Raw genomic sequence first — 16,659 nt, forward strand, 5'->3', positions numbered from 1 at the left:
AGACAGAGCAGGCTATATGGCCAAAAGAACTCGTTTTTAGGTCGGTCTTTTCGGCTGTTTATTCAAATGTAATTTCGTTCACCTTATTGGCGTCAAGCCGTTTGATGACTTCGACAAGCAGCTTGACCGTATTTTCATAGTCGTCGCGATGCAAAATGGCGGCGTGGGAATGGATGTAGCGCGTCGGGATGGCGATCGTCAGCGACGGAACGCCAATGCCGGTTAAGTGAATCGCCCCGGCGTCCGTGCCTCCGCCTGGCATGGCGTCAAAATGATACGGAATGTTCAGCTCCTCCGCCACTTCGATGACGAATTCACGCAAGCCGCGGTGCGACACCATCGTCGCATCGTACAAGACGATGTGCGGGCCGGCACCGAGTTTGCCCATCGCTTCTTTTTCCGAGACGCCCGGCGTGTCGCCGGCAATGCCGACATCAACAGCAAACGCGATATCCGGCTCGATGGACTGGGCCGCCGTGCGCGCGCCGCGCAAGCCGACTTCCTCCTGCACCGTTCCGACGCCGTATACGGTGTTCGGATGGTCAACCTCTTTTAACTGCTTGAGCACATCGATGGCGATGGCACAGCCAATCCGGTTGTCCCATGCTTTCGCTAGGAGCATTTTTTCATTGTTCAGTACCGTAAATTCGAAATACGGCACGATCATATCGCCCGGGCGGACGCCCCATTCCATCGCTTCCTCGCGGCTTGTCGCGCCGATGTCGATGAACATGTCTTTGATGTCGACCGGTTTTTTGCGCGCCTCCGGCGGCAAAATGTGCGGCGGCTTTGAGCCGATGACGCCGGTGATGTCCCCTTTTTTCGTCACGATCGTGACGCGCTGGGCGAGCATTACTTGGCTCCACCAGCCGCCGAGCGTCTGAAAGCGGATGAACCCTTTGTCATCGATTTGCGTCACCATAAAGCCGACTTCATCCAAATGGCCGGCGATCATCACTTTCGGCCCGCCTGATTTCCCTTCTTTTTTCGCGATTAAGCTGCCGAGGCCGTCGGTTGTCACTTCATCCGCATATGGGGCTATGTATGTCTTCATCACATCGCGCGCTTCCCGTTCGTTGCCGGGGACGCCTTTTGCATCGGTCAGCGCTTTCAGCATCGTCAACGTTTCATCCAACTTCGCCATTTTGGTACCCCTTTCCGTTTTTGTCCACTTTTTATTATACTTGAAAAGACTGGCGGTTGGCAAAATTCAATCATTCGCTTCCCGAAAGACAAACAAGTTAATACCGTTCGTTTTGCCGCTGATGATTCACTTCATTTTTCCGCCGGTACGCCGCCGTAATCTCATCCGGTGAAAACTTAAGCGCCGCCCCAAGGCGCAAATAGTCGGCAAACAGCCCCTCATACTCCTCGCGCCCCCTCGTTGCGCCAAACCGCTCGGCGGCGCGAAAGACGGCCAAAAACTGCTCGACAAGCGGCCGCTCGACAGCCGGAAGCTCTCGGCTTTCATAAAACAGCCCGCACTCCAATCCGAGCGACAGCAAAAAATGCAAACCGTCGACATACTCCTCGAGCACCCGTTCCGCCGGCGCCGGTGGCTTCACGCTCCAAAATTTAAAACAGCGCGTCTCGTTGGCCAGCTCTCCCAGCTCGACGAGAAAGGCGAGCAATTTTCGATTGAACAACGCTTCATGCACAAGATCGTGCTCTGTTTCAATCCGCTCGTCCAAGGCGCGCTGCATGTCGTAAAGCAAAAGCCAGTCCATGCTCTTTCCCTCCTTCTACCGCATCCACTTCCAATAGAAAAACACCTCCGCAGCCGCCAGCAGCGGCAACCCATAGCGAAAGACGCGATGGCGCGTCTTATGGCGGAATACATGCATCCCAACCGCCGCACCGATGGCCCCGCCCGCAAACGACAGCAGCCAAAGCGTCCGCTCGGCGATGCGGAAGCGGCGGCGCTTCGCCTTATATTTGTCAAGCCCCATCATGAAAAAGGCAAGAAGGTTCATCGCTATTCCGTATTGTACCATATCCATCCCTTTCCTTGACACGAAAAACCGTAGCGCTGACCGGCTTTCACGGTCCATTTCGTTGCCGAAGAAAAAACGGCCACCCTTCGTCAGGATGGCCATCACGGTTACTTATTCAAGTTCGCTTTCGCCAAGTCAGCGAGTTGGGCGAATGCCGCTTGGTCGTTGACCGCCAAATCGGCGAGCATTTTCCGGTTCACTTCAACGCCGGCCTGTTTCAAACCGTGCATCAAACGGCTGTACGACAAGCCGTTTTGGCGGGCCGCCGCATTGATGCGGGCGATCCACAATTTGCGGAAATCGCGCTTCCGTTGACGACGGTCGCGATACGCGTACATGAGCGATTTCATGACTTGTTGGTTCGCAACTCTATATAACGCGTGTTTCGCGCCGAAATACCCTTTCGCAAGCTTCAATACTTTTTTGCGACGTCTGCGCGTCACTGGTCCACCTTTTACGCGTGGCATAATCGTTCCCTCCTATGAATCGGTCATTATTTCAAGTTGTCAAGCATTTGGCGGATGCGTTTGAAGTCGCCAGGTGAAACAAGCGCCGCTTTACGAAGCTGGCGTTTTTGTTTTTTCGTTTTATTGGCAAACAAGTGGCTCGTATACGCATGGCCGCGTTTTAATTTGCCGCTCGCCGTTTTTTTGAACCGTTTGGCCGAGCCGCGGTGAGTTTTCATTTTTGGCATCGTAGTTCCTCCTTACTTGTTGTCGTTTTTCGGTGCCAGCACTAAAAACATGTTGCGCCCGTCCATTCTCGGCGCCGTTTCGACGACCGCGATGTCGGCGCACGCTTCTGAGAAGCGGTCAAGGACGCGCTGCCCGATTTCTTTATGGGTGATCGCCCGCCCTTTAAAGCGGATCGTCGCCTTCACTTTATCACCTTTTTCCAAAAACTTGCGCGCGTTGCGCAGTTTCGTGTTAAAGTCATGCTCCTCGATCGTCGGGCTGAGGCGCACCTCTTTAATGTTGATCACCTTTTGCTTTTTGCGCGCTTCTTTTTCTTTCTTTTGCTGCTCAAAACGGAATTTGCCGTAATCCATAATGCGGCAAACGGGCGGTTTGGCGTTCGGGGCGACAAGCACGAGGTCCAAGTTGCGTCTTGCCGCGATCTCGAGCGCTTCTTGCTTCGACTTAATGCCGAGCTGATCGCCGTTTTGATCGATTAAGCGCACTTCCCGGGCACGGATTTGTTCATTGATAATAAAATCTTTGCTAATAATGAGCCACCTCCAAGGTTTTTTCCGACTGGCTTGTTTGCCGACAGAATCCCGCTCCTAACGAAAAAGCGCGGATGCATAAAGCACCCGCGCACGACGTTCGGACAAAAAAACCGGCGAACCGTAACAACCTGCCAACAGCCTTCTTGGCGTCGGTCAGGTGAGAAGCGGGTGCTTCTGCTTTTGTTACAAACAAGCAATCATTCCACTTTATACACTATACCACCTTGGCGATGGCATGTCAAGGAGCGGCTCTTGATAAACACAACGTCCTTTATTATAGCGAATCATTGCTTCATTGACAAGAGAAAACTTTTGATTTGTTGCCAAAAAGTTTTCGAACCCTTCTTTCCCCGTTTCTAGGGCAGCGCAGCCGTCCGCCTCGAAAAAATGCGGTCCGGCAGGCGGGCATGCCGCCTGTGGACCGCTGTCGGCTCATCGGCCTTTCGCCTGTTTTTGCTGCACATCTTCTTCCAGTATGGCGATAAACTCGCCAAGCGCCATCGTCCGGCTTTCTTTTTCGCCATAGCGGCGGACGTTAACCGCCCGCTCGGCCGCTTCTTTGTCGCCGACAACGAGCATGTACGGGATTTTTTGCATTTGCGCTTCCCGGATTTTGTAGCCGATTTTTTCGTCGCGCTCATCGACTTCGACGCGAAAGCCGTTTTCTTTTAACGTCCGTTGCACGTCATACGCATAATCGAGGTGCGCCTCCGGCGACACCGGGATCACCGTAACTTGCACCGGAGCGAGCCACGCCGGAAACGCGCCTTTGTATTCTTCGATTAAGAAGGCGACAAACCGTTCCATCGTCGAGACGACGCCGCGGTGGATGACGACCGGGCGGTGCGGTTTCCCGTCTTCGCCGATGTAGGTAAGGTCAAACCGCTCCGGCAGCAAGAAGTCGAGCTGCACCGTTGAGAGCGTTTCGTCTTTGCCAAGCGCTGTGCGCACTTGCACATCGAGCTTCGGCCCGTAAAACGCCGCTTCTCCTTCGGCTTCGTAGTAGTCAAGGCCGAGCTCGTCCATCGCCTCGCGCAGCATCCGTTGCGCTTTTTCCCACATCTCATCATCGTCATAATACTTTTCTTTATCATGCGGGTCACGGTACGACAGGCGGAACGAATACTCATCGAGCCCGAAATCTTTATACACGTCCAAAATCAAATTGACGACGCGCTTAAATTCGTCTTTGATTTGATCGGGGCGCACGAAAATGTGAGCGTCGTTGAGCGTCATGCCCCGGACGCGCTGCAGGCCGGTGAGCGCCCCGGACATTTCGTAGCGGTGCATCGTGCCGAGCTCCGCGATGCGGATCGGCAGCTCGCGGTAGCTGTGCAGCTTGCTTTTGTAAATCATCATATGGTGCGGGCAGTTCATCGGGCGCAGCACAAGCTGCTCGTTATCCATTTCCATCGGCGGGAACATGTTTTCTTTATAGTGATCCCAGTGACCCGATGTTTTGTACAGCTCAACACTGCCAAGCACCGGCGTATATACATGGTCGTAACCGAGGGCGATTTCTTTGTCGACGATATACCGCTCGATCGTGCGGCGGATTGTCGCGCCTTTCGGAAGCCAAAGCGGCAAACCTTGTCCGACTTTTTGCGATGTCGTAAACAAATCAAGCTCTTTGCCTAATTTGCGATGGTCGCGCTCTTTCGCCTCTTCAAGCAAATGCAAATAACGGTCCAACTCTTCTTTTTTGAAAAACGCCGTGCCGTAAATGCGCTGCAGCATTTTGTTGTTGCTGTCGCCGCGCCAGTAGGCGCCCGAGATGCTGAGCAGCTTAAACTCTTTGATTTTTCCGGTCGACGGCACGTGCACACCGCGGCAAAGGTCGAAAAACTCGCCTTGCTCGTAAATGGAAATCGTCTCGCCTTCCGGGATGTCGCGGATCAATTCGAGTTTGAGATCATCGCCGATTTCCTCATACCGGCCGATCGCTTCTTCCCGGCTCACTTCTTTGCGGACGATATCCAAGTTTTCTTTGACAATGTTGCGCATTTCCGCCTCAATTTTTGGCAAATCGTCCGGTGTCAGTTTATGCTCCATATCAATATCGTAATAGAAGCCGTTTTCAATAACCGGCCCGACGCCAAGCTTGACATTGCCATACAGCCGCTTAACCGCCTGCGCCATGAGATGGGCGGTGCTATGGCGCAAAATGTCAAGCGCCTCCGGCATGTCTTGGGTGATGATCACCAGCTCGCCGTCCTCATGAAGCGGCGTGCGCAAGTCAACAAACCGGCCGTTCAGTTTGCCGGCGATGGCTTTCTTTTTCAGCCCCGGACTGATCGAGGCGGCGATGTCTTCAGTCGATGTCCCGCGCGCAAACTCCTTTTGCGCCCCGTCCGGGAACGTAATGCGGATCATGTCTGGCATCGGCAATCACTCCTTTGTCATGATGATGAAAAATAAAAAAACTCCTCCCTCAAAAGGGACGAGTTTTCGTCGCGGTTCCACCCTTCTTCCCATGGCAACAGAACGCCATGGCTCAACACTTGTAACGGCCGTAATGCCGGCGGCAACTACTGGGCGTTCCGTTCGCTGCCGCAGCTCTGAGGGGGTAAGCACATTTTTCGTGTTAGGAAGGTTCCAGCCGCTGCCTTCCCTCTCTGGAAACCGTAAAAATGCGCCCGTGTCCTCGTCATCGCTTGTCTATGAGGTTATTCATGTACGACATTATAGCGGAACCGAAAAGAAAAATCAAGATTCTTCCCAATTTCCGGCGTTAGCGGCAAACGGCCGGGAAAAATCGGCGCGGCGGCGCAGGCAAAGCCGCTCTTGAAACACGTTTTGCAGCGTCTGCACCATGCCGTCATCCGGATGGTCGGTGTATAGTTCGATTTCCGCCGGGGCAAGCGAAACAAGCGGCGCCAACACGGAAGAATCGATATACATCGGCTGGCTGACGACAAGATGACGGTCAATCAGTTGCTTCACCTCTTCGGCTGACAGCTCCCGCCGGTGACTGTCGTAAAACAAAAAGCGGGGTGGGTCATGCACCAAATATAGACGGAGACGTTTTGGCTCCCGTGCGGCTACACAGTCGCGCAGCATTTGCACAAAATTTTGATACTCTTGCTCGAGTTTGTATTCATCAATCGCCAGTTCGACATAATGTTGAAGGCGCTCTATGTATGGCCTGAGCCGGAACGTGGCAAACGACGAAAACGAAAACGACAGCCCGTCGCGCAAAAACGAAGCGAATGCCTCGCGCAGCAGCGCCATGCGCGAAGCGGCAAATCCTTCCCCTTTCCGGTAATCGCGCCGCTCGCCATCCAAAAACGAATGGGCGAGCGCTAAAATTTGCTGCTGTTCCTCGCGGTCGCGGAAATAAAAAACGTCGGAGATGATCGATAAAAGCAGCCGATCTTCTACACTTCCCCGCACAAACGCCGTCAAGACCGGTATGATATGCGCTTCAAGCACGTGCTTCTCCTCGCCATGTATGTAAACCGCCACGGTTTTGTTTCCGTCGCAAACGGCGTGAAACAGCGGACCGGCATCCCGTTTCCGTTCGTTCAGCAGCCAAAACAGCTTCTTCGCCTCGCTTGCCTCATCAAAATGGATTTCGATCACCCGCTGTCCCCCCTTAACCCGAAATCAATGCTTGGTTTATATATATGGGGACAACCGGCCGTTTAGACTAAAAAAAGCGCAAAGCTTAGCGTCGTTTCGCCGACATACGGCGGCACAAAAAAATCGGCACCCTGTTTTCGGGAGCCGTTGACAAAGAGCGGACAGATGCTAAGGGAACGCGGTGCGTTTATGATCCGCCTTGCTCGCGGCGGTTTGGTCCGGTCAGTTCAATCGGGTACGCCAAATAACGAATCCGTTCCATAATGCGCGCCGCTTTCACTTTCTCTTCCTCGCCGCGCTGTGAATACGTTAGATGATGGGCAAGCTGCTGCATATCAAAGTTGGACGTAAAAAACGTCGGCAAATTTTCAAACATCCGGTATTGCAAAATCGGGCCGAGCACATCGTCGCGCACCCAGCTCGACATCGCTTCAGCCCCAAGGTCATCGAGCATAAGCACCGGCACTTTTTTTACATAATCGAGCTTTTCGTTCATCGTCTGGTCTTGGAGCGAATGTTTCAGCTCGCGAAACAGCTCCGGCACATAGACGATGAGCGATGAGATTTTCCGCTTTGCCAGCTCGTTGGCGATCGCCCCGAGCAAATACGTTTTGCCGACACCAAACGACCCGTGCAAATATAACCCTTTCATTTTTTTCCCCGGCTCGTATTCTGTTACAAACTTCTCGGCGAACTTGATCGCTTTAATCCGCCCGTCATCGCTCAGATCAAGATCAGACAGCGAAGCGTGCAAAATTTCACGCGGCACGAACATGCTTTGAATGAGCGACTCCTGCTGTCTCCGCTCGTCCTCTTGCACTTTTTTCGGGCAGCGGTCGTACTCGGTATCAATCCGCCCGGCGGTGATCACCAAGTTCGGACGATATCCCGGCAGCATGTTCGGGCATTGCCCGAGCCCCGGGCATTGGCGACAATGCCGGCTTTGCTCGATAAATTCATACAGCTTCATCAAGCCGCGGTCCACCATGTCATCGGACAACCGCTGCTCGTGCGCCCGCAAAAACGGCTGCACGTCCGGATGCGTCAAAATATAGCGCCTCATTTGTTCGTAACGCTGCTTAAATCCTTGGTTGCCAAGCAGCCGCTGCAACAAGTGGTTTACTCGTTCCATCGCTTTTACACCTACGATCCATCACGGTATTTTTTCAGCCGTTGCTCAAGCTCTTTGCGTGCCTGTTCCACATCAAAATCGTCATCATCCGGTTGGCTGTAGTCCATCTTCAGCCAGTCGGGAACGATTTCGGTGCGCACAACTTTGCGCACTGTCCGCGTTCCTTTTTCCTTTTCATTCGCCCAATTTTGATATGTCTTCGCTTCCTCTTTTGCCAGTTCCATCGCCTCTTTGACGGTGCGCACCTTTTTGCGCGCCCAATGACTAGCGATTTTTTCCACATATTTTTTTGATAGTTTCATATTCGTCCTCAGCATCACGTAATAAATCAACACATTGACGACACCAGGGAGGAGCTGCTGCTGAAACATAATGTCTTCAACGAGCTGCAAGTCACTTAGCGACGGCTCAGCGCCGCCTGAAATTTCTTTTAGCAGCTGGCGCGGGGAAATCGTCTCGAGCTGCTTCATGAGCTGTTCTTCCTTCGTGCGCGGTTCGACGCCCTCCATCGTCCGGTGGGCGAGCGGCTGCACCCGTTCAACAAGACGCGGCGCGGCGCTGCCATGCTCAAGTTCATACCATTCGCGCGCCGCCTGGCGCAGCGCGTCAATATCGATATGGTACGCCGGATCGATGACGCCAAGGACGATTTTTTGCATGTCAAGCGGGGGAATGCCGTACAAAAATGCGAGCTTTTTGATCGCTTCTTTCACTTTCGCCGTCACCGCCCGACGCGGCACTATTTGCTTCGACAGTCCGGCAAAAAACAGTTCAAAATCAAACACGTCGTCATCGAGTGTATACGATGCCCCGTCCCGTCCGATGTGCACCCTCCCGTCCGGCGGCTCGAGTTCGTGCCCAGCCTCCTCACTGAAGCCGGCGACGATTTGTTCGGCTTGGACGGATGAAAAAACATCAGAAAACGAGCGCGTCACCCGGGTGAACTTCGTCTCGTCGACCGCGGGGCGGGCGAAAAACTCATTGAGTTGGGCAAACAAATGGCGTCCGACTTGCCGATACAAAAAGACCCCAAGCATTTCATCACGAAAAAACTGATCGGGCGCCAGCGGTGGACGCAGCTCGTAAAGAAACTGTTTCAGCTCTTCCGTTTCCAAAGCGCGGACGTACGTGTTCAACAACCCGATTCCTTCCAGCTTCAGCCGTTCGCTGTAAATGTCCGGAAGCCCGCATTGCATCAGCGCCATCAGTCGGTGATGGGTCGCTTCCCGGCCGCCGAGCAGCTCAAGTTCCCCCCAAAGCGTCATATAAAGCGCGAGCGCGCGATGGCCGATGAGCGGCTGATAGAGCATCGTCAACACTTTTCGATCGACATCGTGCAATACGCCGCGGCTTTGCACCGTGTACCGGTCGACAGCAATCAATTCCTTCCAATGGTGTTCCATCGTTCCGACCTTCCGTTTCGCCGTATTCGTTTCAATCCGCCTCTCCCCTTTCCCGCCCGAAAAACCGTTGAAAAAAGGGCTTGTCGCCTAACGCCAAAGCCCTTTTTACCGCTGTCCTTTTTTGATCAACTCTTTTAGTTCTTCAATGAACACATTAATGTCTTTAAACTGCCGATAGACGGAGGCGAAGCGGACATAAGCCACTTCGTCAATGCGCGACAGCCGCTCCATGACCATTTCGCCGATCGTTTCGCTTTTCACTTCTGATACGCCTTGATTGCGCAGTTCGCGCTCGATTTCCTGCGTTACCTTTTCCAGTTCTTCGAGCGCCACCGGACGCTTTTCGCACGCTTTAATCAAACCGCGCAAAATCTTTTCGCGGCTGAACTCTTCACGGGTTCCTTCTTTTTTCACCACGATGAGCGGCGGCTCCTCAATCCGCTCAAACGTTGTAAACCGATAATGGCATTGTTCGCACTCCCGCCGGCGGCGGATCGAACGGCCTTCCTCGGCCGGGCGCGAGTCAAGCACGCGCGTGCCTTGATAATGGCATGACGGACATCGCATAACATTCACTCCGTTTGTCTTCTTCTTTTCTATCATACCGGAATGACGGGAAGCAGACAAGCCATAGTTAGCTGTTTAACCCGGAGCCGATATATGGCAGGCGGGCATCAAGCTTCCGATACAGTTCAAGGATCACCGCCCGACTGCGCCCGAAATCAAACGGCAACAGCTTCGTCTCGGTCGTCACCGAAAAGTCGACTGCCGTTTCAAACGGCCGGACCGAAACAACGGTAGCGACGATAAACAGCTTCTTTCCCCGCCGCGTCTGGGCGCAAAGTTCGCCGCGCTCCTCGGAAACGGAAAGCAGCTCGGCGTTGGGCAACGACGAGAGCTGCTCTTTGACCGCATCCATGACTGCGCGGTTGGCCGCTTTGTAATAATGGCTCCGCAACTCCGGATCTTCATGGGCTTCTCTCGTCTCGCAATGGTTCGTCAACGCATACTTCAACTTTTTCCACACGCTCATCGCCACGTCTCCCTAGTCGTTCTTTTTCTTTCATCATACCATGATTTGCGCCGGCGTTGTACCGACGGAAACCGAAAGAGTAAAAAAAGGAGCGTTTTGCTTACGCTCCTTTTGGTTCCGTCGTTATAGGATTACAGCGCGTGCGCCTTTTTCACTTCGATTGGACGCATGCCGCGCGGCAGTTCGATCGTTTCCCGCGTTTGCGCGCCGAGCTTTTCGGCGATGTAATCAGCGGCAATCGTCGGGTCTAAATGGCCGCATGTATACACATCAATGCTCGCATAGCCATGTTCAGGAAACGTGTGAATCGTTAAATGAGATTCCGAGATAATGACGACCCCGCTTACGCCTTGTGGAGCAAATTTATGGAACGCGACTTCGCGAATCTCTGCCCCCGACTTTAATGCGGCGTCAACAAACGTTTTTTCAATAAAATCGATATCATTCAGTTTGTCAAAGTCGCATCCCCAAAGTTCCGAGATAACGTGACGACCCATCGTATCCATGCAAAGAATCCCCCTTTTAACCAATTTTCTCAAATAAAAAAACAGATTGTCGTTTGCAAAATGGCATGTATAACTACCACGGGGGAAAGTTAGTCCTAAGAGGTCCTAACCCTTTAAGTAGTCACATTACCTTTGCCGTTAAGAAGTTCACGAGACATAGTATACTTTGTTTAGGGGGTTTTTGCAACAGGCTTTTTTAATTTTTTTTACATAAGAAAAGGAAAAACGTCCAAGCCAGCCGGCGCCGGGCGGAACGCTTCCGAAAACGGATTTGACGGGTCTTGCGGTGCGCCAAGGCGGCCGGCCATTGAACGCCCCCTCCTGTGCGCCCACGCCAGAAGGGAGGCTTCCCGATTCGGGATCATAAAATAACGCCGGCGGAAGCCGGCGGAATGGTTACGCATTAACATGAAGCTGTTCGTTCATTTTGGCAGCGACAAGACGAGCCAAGTCGACGACGCGGCACGAATAGCCCCACTCGTTGTCATACCAAGCAAGCACTTTCACTTTCCGTCCGTCGATGACCATCGTCGACAAACCGTCAATGATCGCGGAATGCGGGTTCGTGTTGAAATCGATCGACACGAGCGGTTCCATCGTGAAATCTAAAATGCCTTTCAGCGGACCGCCCGCTGCGCGAAGCAGCGCCTCGTTCACCTCGTCAATCGTCACATCCCGTTTGACGTCGACGACCAAATCGACAAGCGACACGTTCGGCGTCGGGACGCGCAGCGCCATGCCGTGAAGCTTTCCTTTCAAATGCGGCAACACTAAGCCAAGCGCCTTCGCCGCCCCGGTCGTCGTCGGAATGATGGATTGTGCGCATGAGCGGGCGCGGCGCAAATCTTTATGCGGATTGTCAATATTTTTTTGATCGTTCGTATAGGCGTGAACGGTCGTCATCAATCCGTTTTCAATTCCGAACGCTTCATCAAGCACTTTCACGACCGGGGCGAGACAGTTCGTCGTGCATGAAGCATTCGAAATGATGAAATGACGGTCGAGATCCAACATCTGTTCGTTGACGCCGACGACGATCGTCACATCCTCATTTTTGCCCGGAGCCGTTAAAATGACGCGCTTCGCCCCGGCATCTAAGTGGAGGCTTGCTTTTTCGCGGGCGTTAAATTTGCCGGTCGCTTCAATCACGATATCGATATCAAGCTCTTTCCACGGCAGTTGCTGCGGGTCGCGCGAGTTCAATAACCGCACTTTTTTGCCGTTGACAAGCAGTCCGTCTTCCAAAGCGGCGACATCGCCGTCAAATTTGCCGTGGTTGGAGTCGTATTTCACTAGATGGGCTAACGTTTCCGGCGGATAGCTGGCATTGACCGCCACAATCTCAAGATCAGGAGAATCGATGGCTCTCCGGAATACCATCCGTCCAATTCGTCCGAATCCGTTAATCGCCACTTTCGCCTTCATTCACCTTGTTCTCCCCTCATATATGTTATACTATTTTCCTGAACCTGTATAAATAGTATATCATATTTTTCAAAAATGTGGAGAACAAAATAACAAAAAACAAACAAAAAAGACGCCTATTTTTCCAAGGCGTCCCACTGCTGTAAAATCGACAATAGCTGCCGGCGCGTCTCTTCGATGGTTCCGTTATTGTCAATGACCGCATCGGCCCGTTTCACCTTTTCCGCCATCGGCCACTGGGCGCGGATGCGGGCGAGCGCTTCTTCTTTCGTAAAACCGTTGCGCGCCATGAGCCGGCGGAGCTGCACGTCATCATCGACATACACGACAAGCACTTTATCCACCCAGGCCGTCAGCCCGCTTTCAAATAACAGCGGGATATCTAATACGATCGTTTTTGCCCCCGAGCGGATGTGTGCCTCTTTTTCCGCGAGCATTTTCCGGCGCACGGCCGGATGGACGATGGCGTTGAGTGTTTTCCGCGCTTGTTCATCGTTGAACACGATCGCCCCGAGTTTGGCCCGATTGATGCTGCCGTCATCCTGTAAAATGTCCGGGCCGAAAGCCGCGACGATTTGCCGGTACGCTTCCTCTCCCGGTTCGACAACCGCGCGCGCCGCCTCGTCCGCGTCAATGACCGGAAGGCCGAGCTCGCGCATCATGGCGCTGACCGTGCTTTTGCCGCTCGCGATCCCACCGGTCAACCCGATCGTTACTGCCATTTGCCGTCTCTCCTTTTTGCCTGCCGCCTACCGCTGGCAGCGCGGACAATAGTGCGTGCCACGGCCGGCGACAACCGTTTTTTCAATCGGGGCGCCGCATCGTTTACACGGCTCCCCTTTGCGGCCGTATACGAACAAACTATGTTGAAACGTGCCCGCTTCCCCTTGTGTGTTCACATATGTGCGCACCGTGCTTCCCCCTTTCATGACCGCCTCCCCGATGGTCGCGACCATTTGTTCATGCAGCCGTTTGATTTCTTCTCTTGTCAGTGAAGCAGCCGGCCGGTCGGGAAGAATGCCGGCGCGAAACAGCGATTCGTCAACGTAAATGTTGCCAAACCCGGCGACGACTGTTTGGTCAAGCAGCAACGCTTTTACGGCCCGCTTCGTTTTCGCGGCCCGCTCGGCCAATATGGCCGGGGAAAACGCCGGAGAAAGCGGCTCCGGCCCTAATTGATCAAGCGGCGGTTGGCGGTCTCCCTCCTCCTTCGGATACACATGCATCGTCCCAAACTTGCGCACATCGCGGTAGCGGAGTTCGTTGCCGTCAGTAAAACAAAACACGACATGCGTATGCGGATCGAGCGGTTCGTGTGCATTGGCGACAGTATAGCGCCCTTCCATGCGCAAATGGGAGACGAGCATATCCCGGTCAAGCAAAAACTTCAAAAATTTCCCGCGCCGCTCGATGCCGCGCACCGTCTGCCCGGCGAGCCTGGCGGCAAACGTCTCCGGGTCTTGCGGGTGACGGATGATGTTCGACCAAAAAACACGAACATCCGCAATCGTTTTCCCGACGACAAGCGGCAAGAGCGTGCGGCGGATTGTTTCCACCTCCGGCAATTCCGGCATCACATCCCCTCCTTTCCTTCCTCCTTTGTCTCGCTCCCTGCGATCATGCAGACCGGTCGGGCCAAGAGCCGTTTTCCTCCCTGCCGTTCGCTTGGGCGCGTGCACCTCATTTGGCGTCATACCACGTCGGGCCGTAATGATAATCGACTTTCAGCGGCACGTTCAGCGTGACGGCCTGCTCCATCACTTCCGGAACGAGCCGGCATAGCCGCTCCACTTCCTCTTTCGGCGCTTCCAAAATGAGTTCGTCATGCACTTGCAGCAACAGACGCGCCCGCAGCTGTTCTTCCTTCAGCCTCGCGTTCAGATCAATCATCGCTTTTTTAATAATGTCGGCGGCGCTCCCTTGGATCGGCGTGTTCATCGCCGTCCGCTCGGCAAAGCTGCGGACGTTGAAATTGCGGCTTGTGATATCGGGCAAATAACGGCGCCGGTGCAGCAGCGTTGTCACATATCCTTTCTGTTTCGCTTCTTGCACAATGTTTTCCATATACCGCTTCACCCCCGGGAAGCTGGCGAAGTAACGTTCAATAAATTCAGCCGCTTCTTTGCGGGTAATATTTAAGTTTTGCGCCAGTCCGTAATCGCTGATCCCATACACAATGCCAAAGTTGACGGCCTTGGCCTGGCGGCGCATATTGGCTGTCACGTCTTCTTCGTTCACATGGAAAATGTCCATGGCCGTTTTCGTATGAATATCCAAATCACGGCGAAACGCTTCAATTAAATTATCGTCATCCGCAATATGGGCGAGAACGCGCAGCTCGATTTGCGAATAGTCAGCAGCGAATATCAGCCAATCCGGTTCCGATGGGACGAACGCCTGACGGATTTTCCGCCCCTCCTCCAACCGGATCGGAATGTTTTGCAAGTTCGGCTCGGCCGAGCTGAGCCGCCCGGTTTGTGTCAGCGCCTGGTTGAACATCGTATGCACTTTGTTCGTATCCGGATGCACCACTTTGAGCAATCCTTCAATATACGTCGATTGCAACTTGCCAAGTTGGCGGTAATGCAAAATGTTTTCAACGATTTCATGATGAGGCGCGAGCTTCTCAAGCACATCCGCTGAAGTCGAATAGCCGGTTTTGGTCTTTTTCAGCACCGGCAGCTGCAGCTTGTCAAATAAAATGACCCCGAGTTGTTTCGGCGAGTTAATGTTGAACTCCTGGCCGGCGAGCTCGTAAATATGCTGTTCGACGGCACGCAGCTGCTCCGTGAGCTCTGCCCCCATCTGCCTAAGACGCTTTGTATCCACTTTCACCCCAGTGAACTCCATGTCAGCCAAAATGGCCGCCAGCGGCTGCTCGAGCTTCGTCAGCAGCTCGTCTTGTTCGTTATGGCGCAGGTCGTCCATCAATGGCTTTTCAAGCGCCCAAATGGCGGCCGCCTTGCGGACGAGATGCTCGGCAAGCACCGGTTCGTCCGGCAAAGACCGCTTGGCGCCTTTGCCATAGACCGCTTCATCCGGACGCACGGCTCCGTATTGTTTCATGTTCGCCACCGCGGCGACATCGCCGGCCGCCTGCGCCGGGTCGAGCAAATAGGCGGCGAGCAACAAATCAAATGCGACGCCGCGCAGTTCGATTCCTTTCCATTTTAAGGAGACGACAGCCCGCTTTGAATCAAACATCGTTTTTTTCTTTGTCGCATCGCCAAGCCAGGCGAGAAACGCCGGATCGGCCAGCGCCTTCTCCGGGCGCAAGAAAAATCGTCCGTGCTCGTTTACTAGGGCGATTCCGACAATCGGGGCATCATGGTAGTTTTCTTCCATCACCTCAACGACAAGCGCAGCCTTGTCCGTCAACATTTCTTCCGTGATGTCATCTGCCATGACAAACTCCATTTCCACGAGCAGCTCCTCATGTTCCGCTGCCGGCGCAGCCATTTTTTCCAGGAACGACTGAAACCCAAGCTCTTTAAATAACGCGATCACTTTTTCCCGGTCTTGGCCTTCGTAGATGATGTCATCGAGCGTCAGTTCGACCGGGGCGTCGCGGCGAATGGCCGCCAGCCGTTTGCTTAAGAGCGCCAATTCCCCGTATTGGCGCAAGTTTTCTTTCAGTTTTTCTCCTTTGATCTCATCGATCGAGGCCAGTACGTTTTCCACCGTGCCGAATTGTTTGAGCAGCTTGACCGCTGTTTTTTCCCCGATGCCGGGCACGCCGGGGATGTTGTCGGACTTATCGCCCATCAGCCCTTTTAAATCAACTATTTGTTCCGGGGTCAAGCCATATTTTTCCCTAACGGTTTCCGGCGTGTACGGCTCGATATCGGTGATCCCTTTTTTCGTAATATCGACCGTCACATGAGGGGAAGCGAGCTGAGTTAAATCGCGGTCGCCGGAAATCACTTTCACTTCAAACCCTTCCTGCTCGGCGCGGGAGGCGAGCGTACCGATAATATCGTCCGCTTCGTAACGGTCCAGTTCATAGACGGGGATGCGGTACGCTTTTAACAGCTCGCGCAAAAGCGGAAACTGTTCGGACAGTTCCGGAGGGGTTTGTTGCCGTCCGCCTTTATACTCTTGAAACGTTTCATGCCGGAACGTCGTTTTTCCGGCGTCAAACGCGACAAGCAGGTGGGTCGGCTGTTCTTCCGTCAAAATTTTATTCAACATCATCGTAAATCCATAAACCGCATTCGTATGAATGCCTTTGTCGTTATGCAAAAGCGGCAAGGCAAAAAAGGCGCGGTACGCCACGCTGTTGCCGTCAATTAAGACAAGCTTGTTCTTCAATCTCATCCCTCCTCGAAGGCTCCTTCTTTTATTGTACCATGCAAA

Annotated in this window: 17 protein-coding genes and 1 other annotated feature; all 17 genes read right to left on the reverse strand. The window is 53.5% G+C overall.

Annotated features, from left to right (window positions below):
• Window positions 1–58 precede the first annotated feature (58 nt).
• The 17 genes from M493_RS13105 to polA all read right to left on the reverse strand — a co-directional run bounded on the left by M493_RS13105 (window position 59) and on the right by polA (window position 16,620).
• Window positions 59–1,144, reverse strand: coding sequence for a M42 family metallopeptidase (locus M493_RS13105; RefSeq protein WP_020960844.1), 1,086 nt, complete (start codon window positions 1,142–1,144; stop codon window positions 59–61).
• A 97-nt stretch (window positions 1,145–1,241) separates the two neighbouring features.
• Window positions 1,242–1,727, reverse strand: a complete 486-nt coding sequence (locus M493_RS13110) for a dUTP diphosphatase (protein ID WP_020960845.1) — start codon at window positions 1,725–1,727, stop codon at window positions 1,242–1,244.
• Window positions 1,728–1,742: 15 nt separating this feature from the next.
• Window positions 1,743–1,994 carry a DUF1294 domain-containing protein gene (locus M493_RS13115; RefSeq protein ID WP_020960846.1) on the reverse strand — a complete coding sequence of 84 codons (252 nt, stop codon included), beginning with the start codon at window positions 1,992–1,994 and terminating at the stop codon, window positions 1,743–1,745.
• Between the two features lie 107 nt (window positions 1,995–2,101).
• Complete coding sequence (rplT, locus tag M493_RS13120; protein ID WP_023817700.1) at window positions 2,102–2,461, reverse strand: 50S ribosomal protein L20; 360 nt, start codon at window positions 2,459–2,461, stop codon at window positions 2,102–2,104.
• Between the two features lie 26 nt (window positions 2,462–2,487).
• Entirely contained in the window at window positions 2,488–2,688 is a 201-nt protein-coding gene (rpmI, locus tag M493_RS13125) for a 50S ribosomal protein L35 (protein WP_020960848.1), read from the reverse strand.
• 12 nt (window positions 2,689–2,700) lie between these two features.
• Window positions 2,701–3,222, reverse strand: a complete 522-nt coding sequence (gene infC, locus M493_RS13130) for a translation initiation factor IF-3 (protein ID WP_071990885.1) — start codon at window positions 3,220–3,222, stop codon at window positions 2,701–2,703.
• A 53-nt stretch (window positions 3,223–3,275) separates the two neighbouring features.
• Window positions 3,276–3,408, reverse strand: a sequence feature (ribosomal protein L20 leader region).
• Between the two features lie 246 nt (window positions 3,409–3,654).
• Complete coding sequence (gene thrS / locus M493_RS13135) at window positions 3,655–5,604, reverse strand: threonine--tRNA ligase (protein WP_020960850.1); 1,950 nt, start codon at window positions 5,602–5,604, stop codon at window positions 3,655–3,657.
• A gap of 324 nt (window positions 5,605–5,928) precedes the next feature.
• Window positions 5,929–6,804, reverse strand: a complete 876-nt coding sequence (gene ytxC / locus M493_RS13140; RefSeq protein ID WP_020960851.1) for a putative sporulation protein YtxC — start codon at window positions 6,802–6,804, stop codon at window positions 5,929–5,931.
• A gap of 187 nt (window positions 6,805–6,991) precedes the next feature.
• Complete coding sequence (gene dnaI, locus M493_RS13145; RefSeq protein ID WP_020960852.1) at window positions 6,992–7,936, reverse strand: primosomal protein DnaI; 945 nt, start codon at window positions 7,934–7,936, stop codon at window positions 6,992–6,994.
• 11 nt (window positions 7,937–7,947) lie between these two features.
• Window positions 7,948–9,339: a replication initiation and membrane attachment family protein gene (locus M493_RS13150; protein WP_020960853.1), complete on the reverse strand. Its 1,392-nt coding sequence runs from the start codon at window positions 9,337–9,339 to the stop codon at window positions 7,948–7,950.
• A gap of 105 nt (window positions 9,340–9,444) precedes the next feature.
• Window positions 9,445–9,906 carry a transcriptional regulator NrdR gene (nrdR, locus tag M493_RS13155; protein ID WP_020960854.1) on the reverse strand — a complete coding sequence of 154 codons (462 nt, stop codon included), beginning with the start codon at window positions 9,904–9,906 and terminating at the stop codon, window positions 9,445–9,447.
• Between the two features lie 67 nt (window positions 9,907–9,973).
• Window positions 9,974–10,372, reverse strand: a complete 399-nt coding sequence (locus tag M493_RS13160; RefSeq protein ID WP_020960855.1) for a hypothetical protein — start codon at window positions 10,370–10,372, stop codon at window positions 9,974–9,976.
• Window positions 10,373–10,503: 131 nt separating this feature from the next.
• Window positions 10,504–10,878 carry an adenosylmethionine decarboxylase gene (gene speD, locus M493_RS13165; protein ID WP_020960856.1) on the reverse strand — a complete coding sequence of 125 codons (375 nt, stop codon included), beginning with the start codon at window positions 10,876–10,878 and terminating at the stop codon, window positions 10,504–10,506.
• Between the two features lie 396 nt (window positions 10,879–11,274).
• The gene (locus M493_RS13170; protein WP_020960858.1) at window positions 11,275–12,303 is read right to left on the reverse strand and encodes a glyceraldehyde-3-phosphate dehydrogenase; all 1,029 of its coding nucleotides are present in this window, start codon (window positions 12,301–12,303) and stop codon (window positions 11,275–11,277) included.
• Between the two features lie 116 nt (window positions 12,304–12,419).
• Window positions 12,420–13,025, reverse strand: a complete 606-nt coding sequence (gene coaE / locus M493_RS13175) for a dephospho-CoA kinase (RefSeq protein WP_020960859.1) — start codon at window positions 13,023–13,025, stop codon at window positions 12,420–12,422.
• A 27-nt stretch (window positions 13,026–13,052) separates the two neighbouring features.
• On the reverse strand, window positions 13,053–13,877 hold the full coding sequence (gene mutM, locus M493_RS13180; RefSeq protein ID WP_020960860.1) for a DNA-formamidopyrimidine glycosylase: 825 nt from the start codon (window positions 13,875–13,877) through the stop codon (window positions 13,053–13,055).
• A gap of 106 nt (window positions 13,878–13,983) precedes the next feature.
• Window positions 13,984–16,620 carry a DNA polymerase I gene (polA, locus tag M493_RS13185; protein ID WP_041267786.1) on the reverse strand — a complete coding sequence of 879 codons (2,637 nt, stop codon included), beginning with the start codon at window positions 16,618–16,620 and terminating at the stop codon, window positions 13,984–13,986.
• Between the last annotated feature and the right edge of the window lie 39 nt (window positions 16,621–16,659).

This window comes from Geobacillus genomosp. 3 (genome assembly GCF_000445995.2).
GTDB lineage: Bacteria > Bacillota > Bacilli > Bacillales > Anoxybacillaceae > Geobacillus.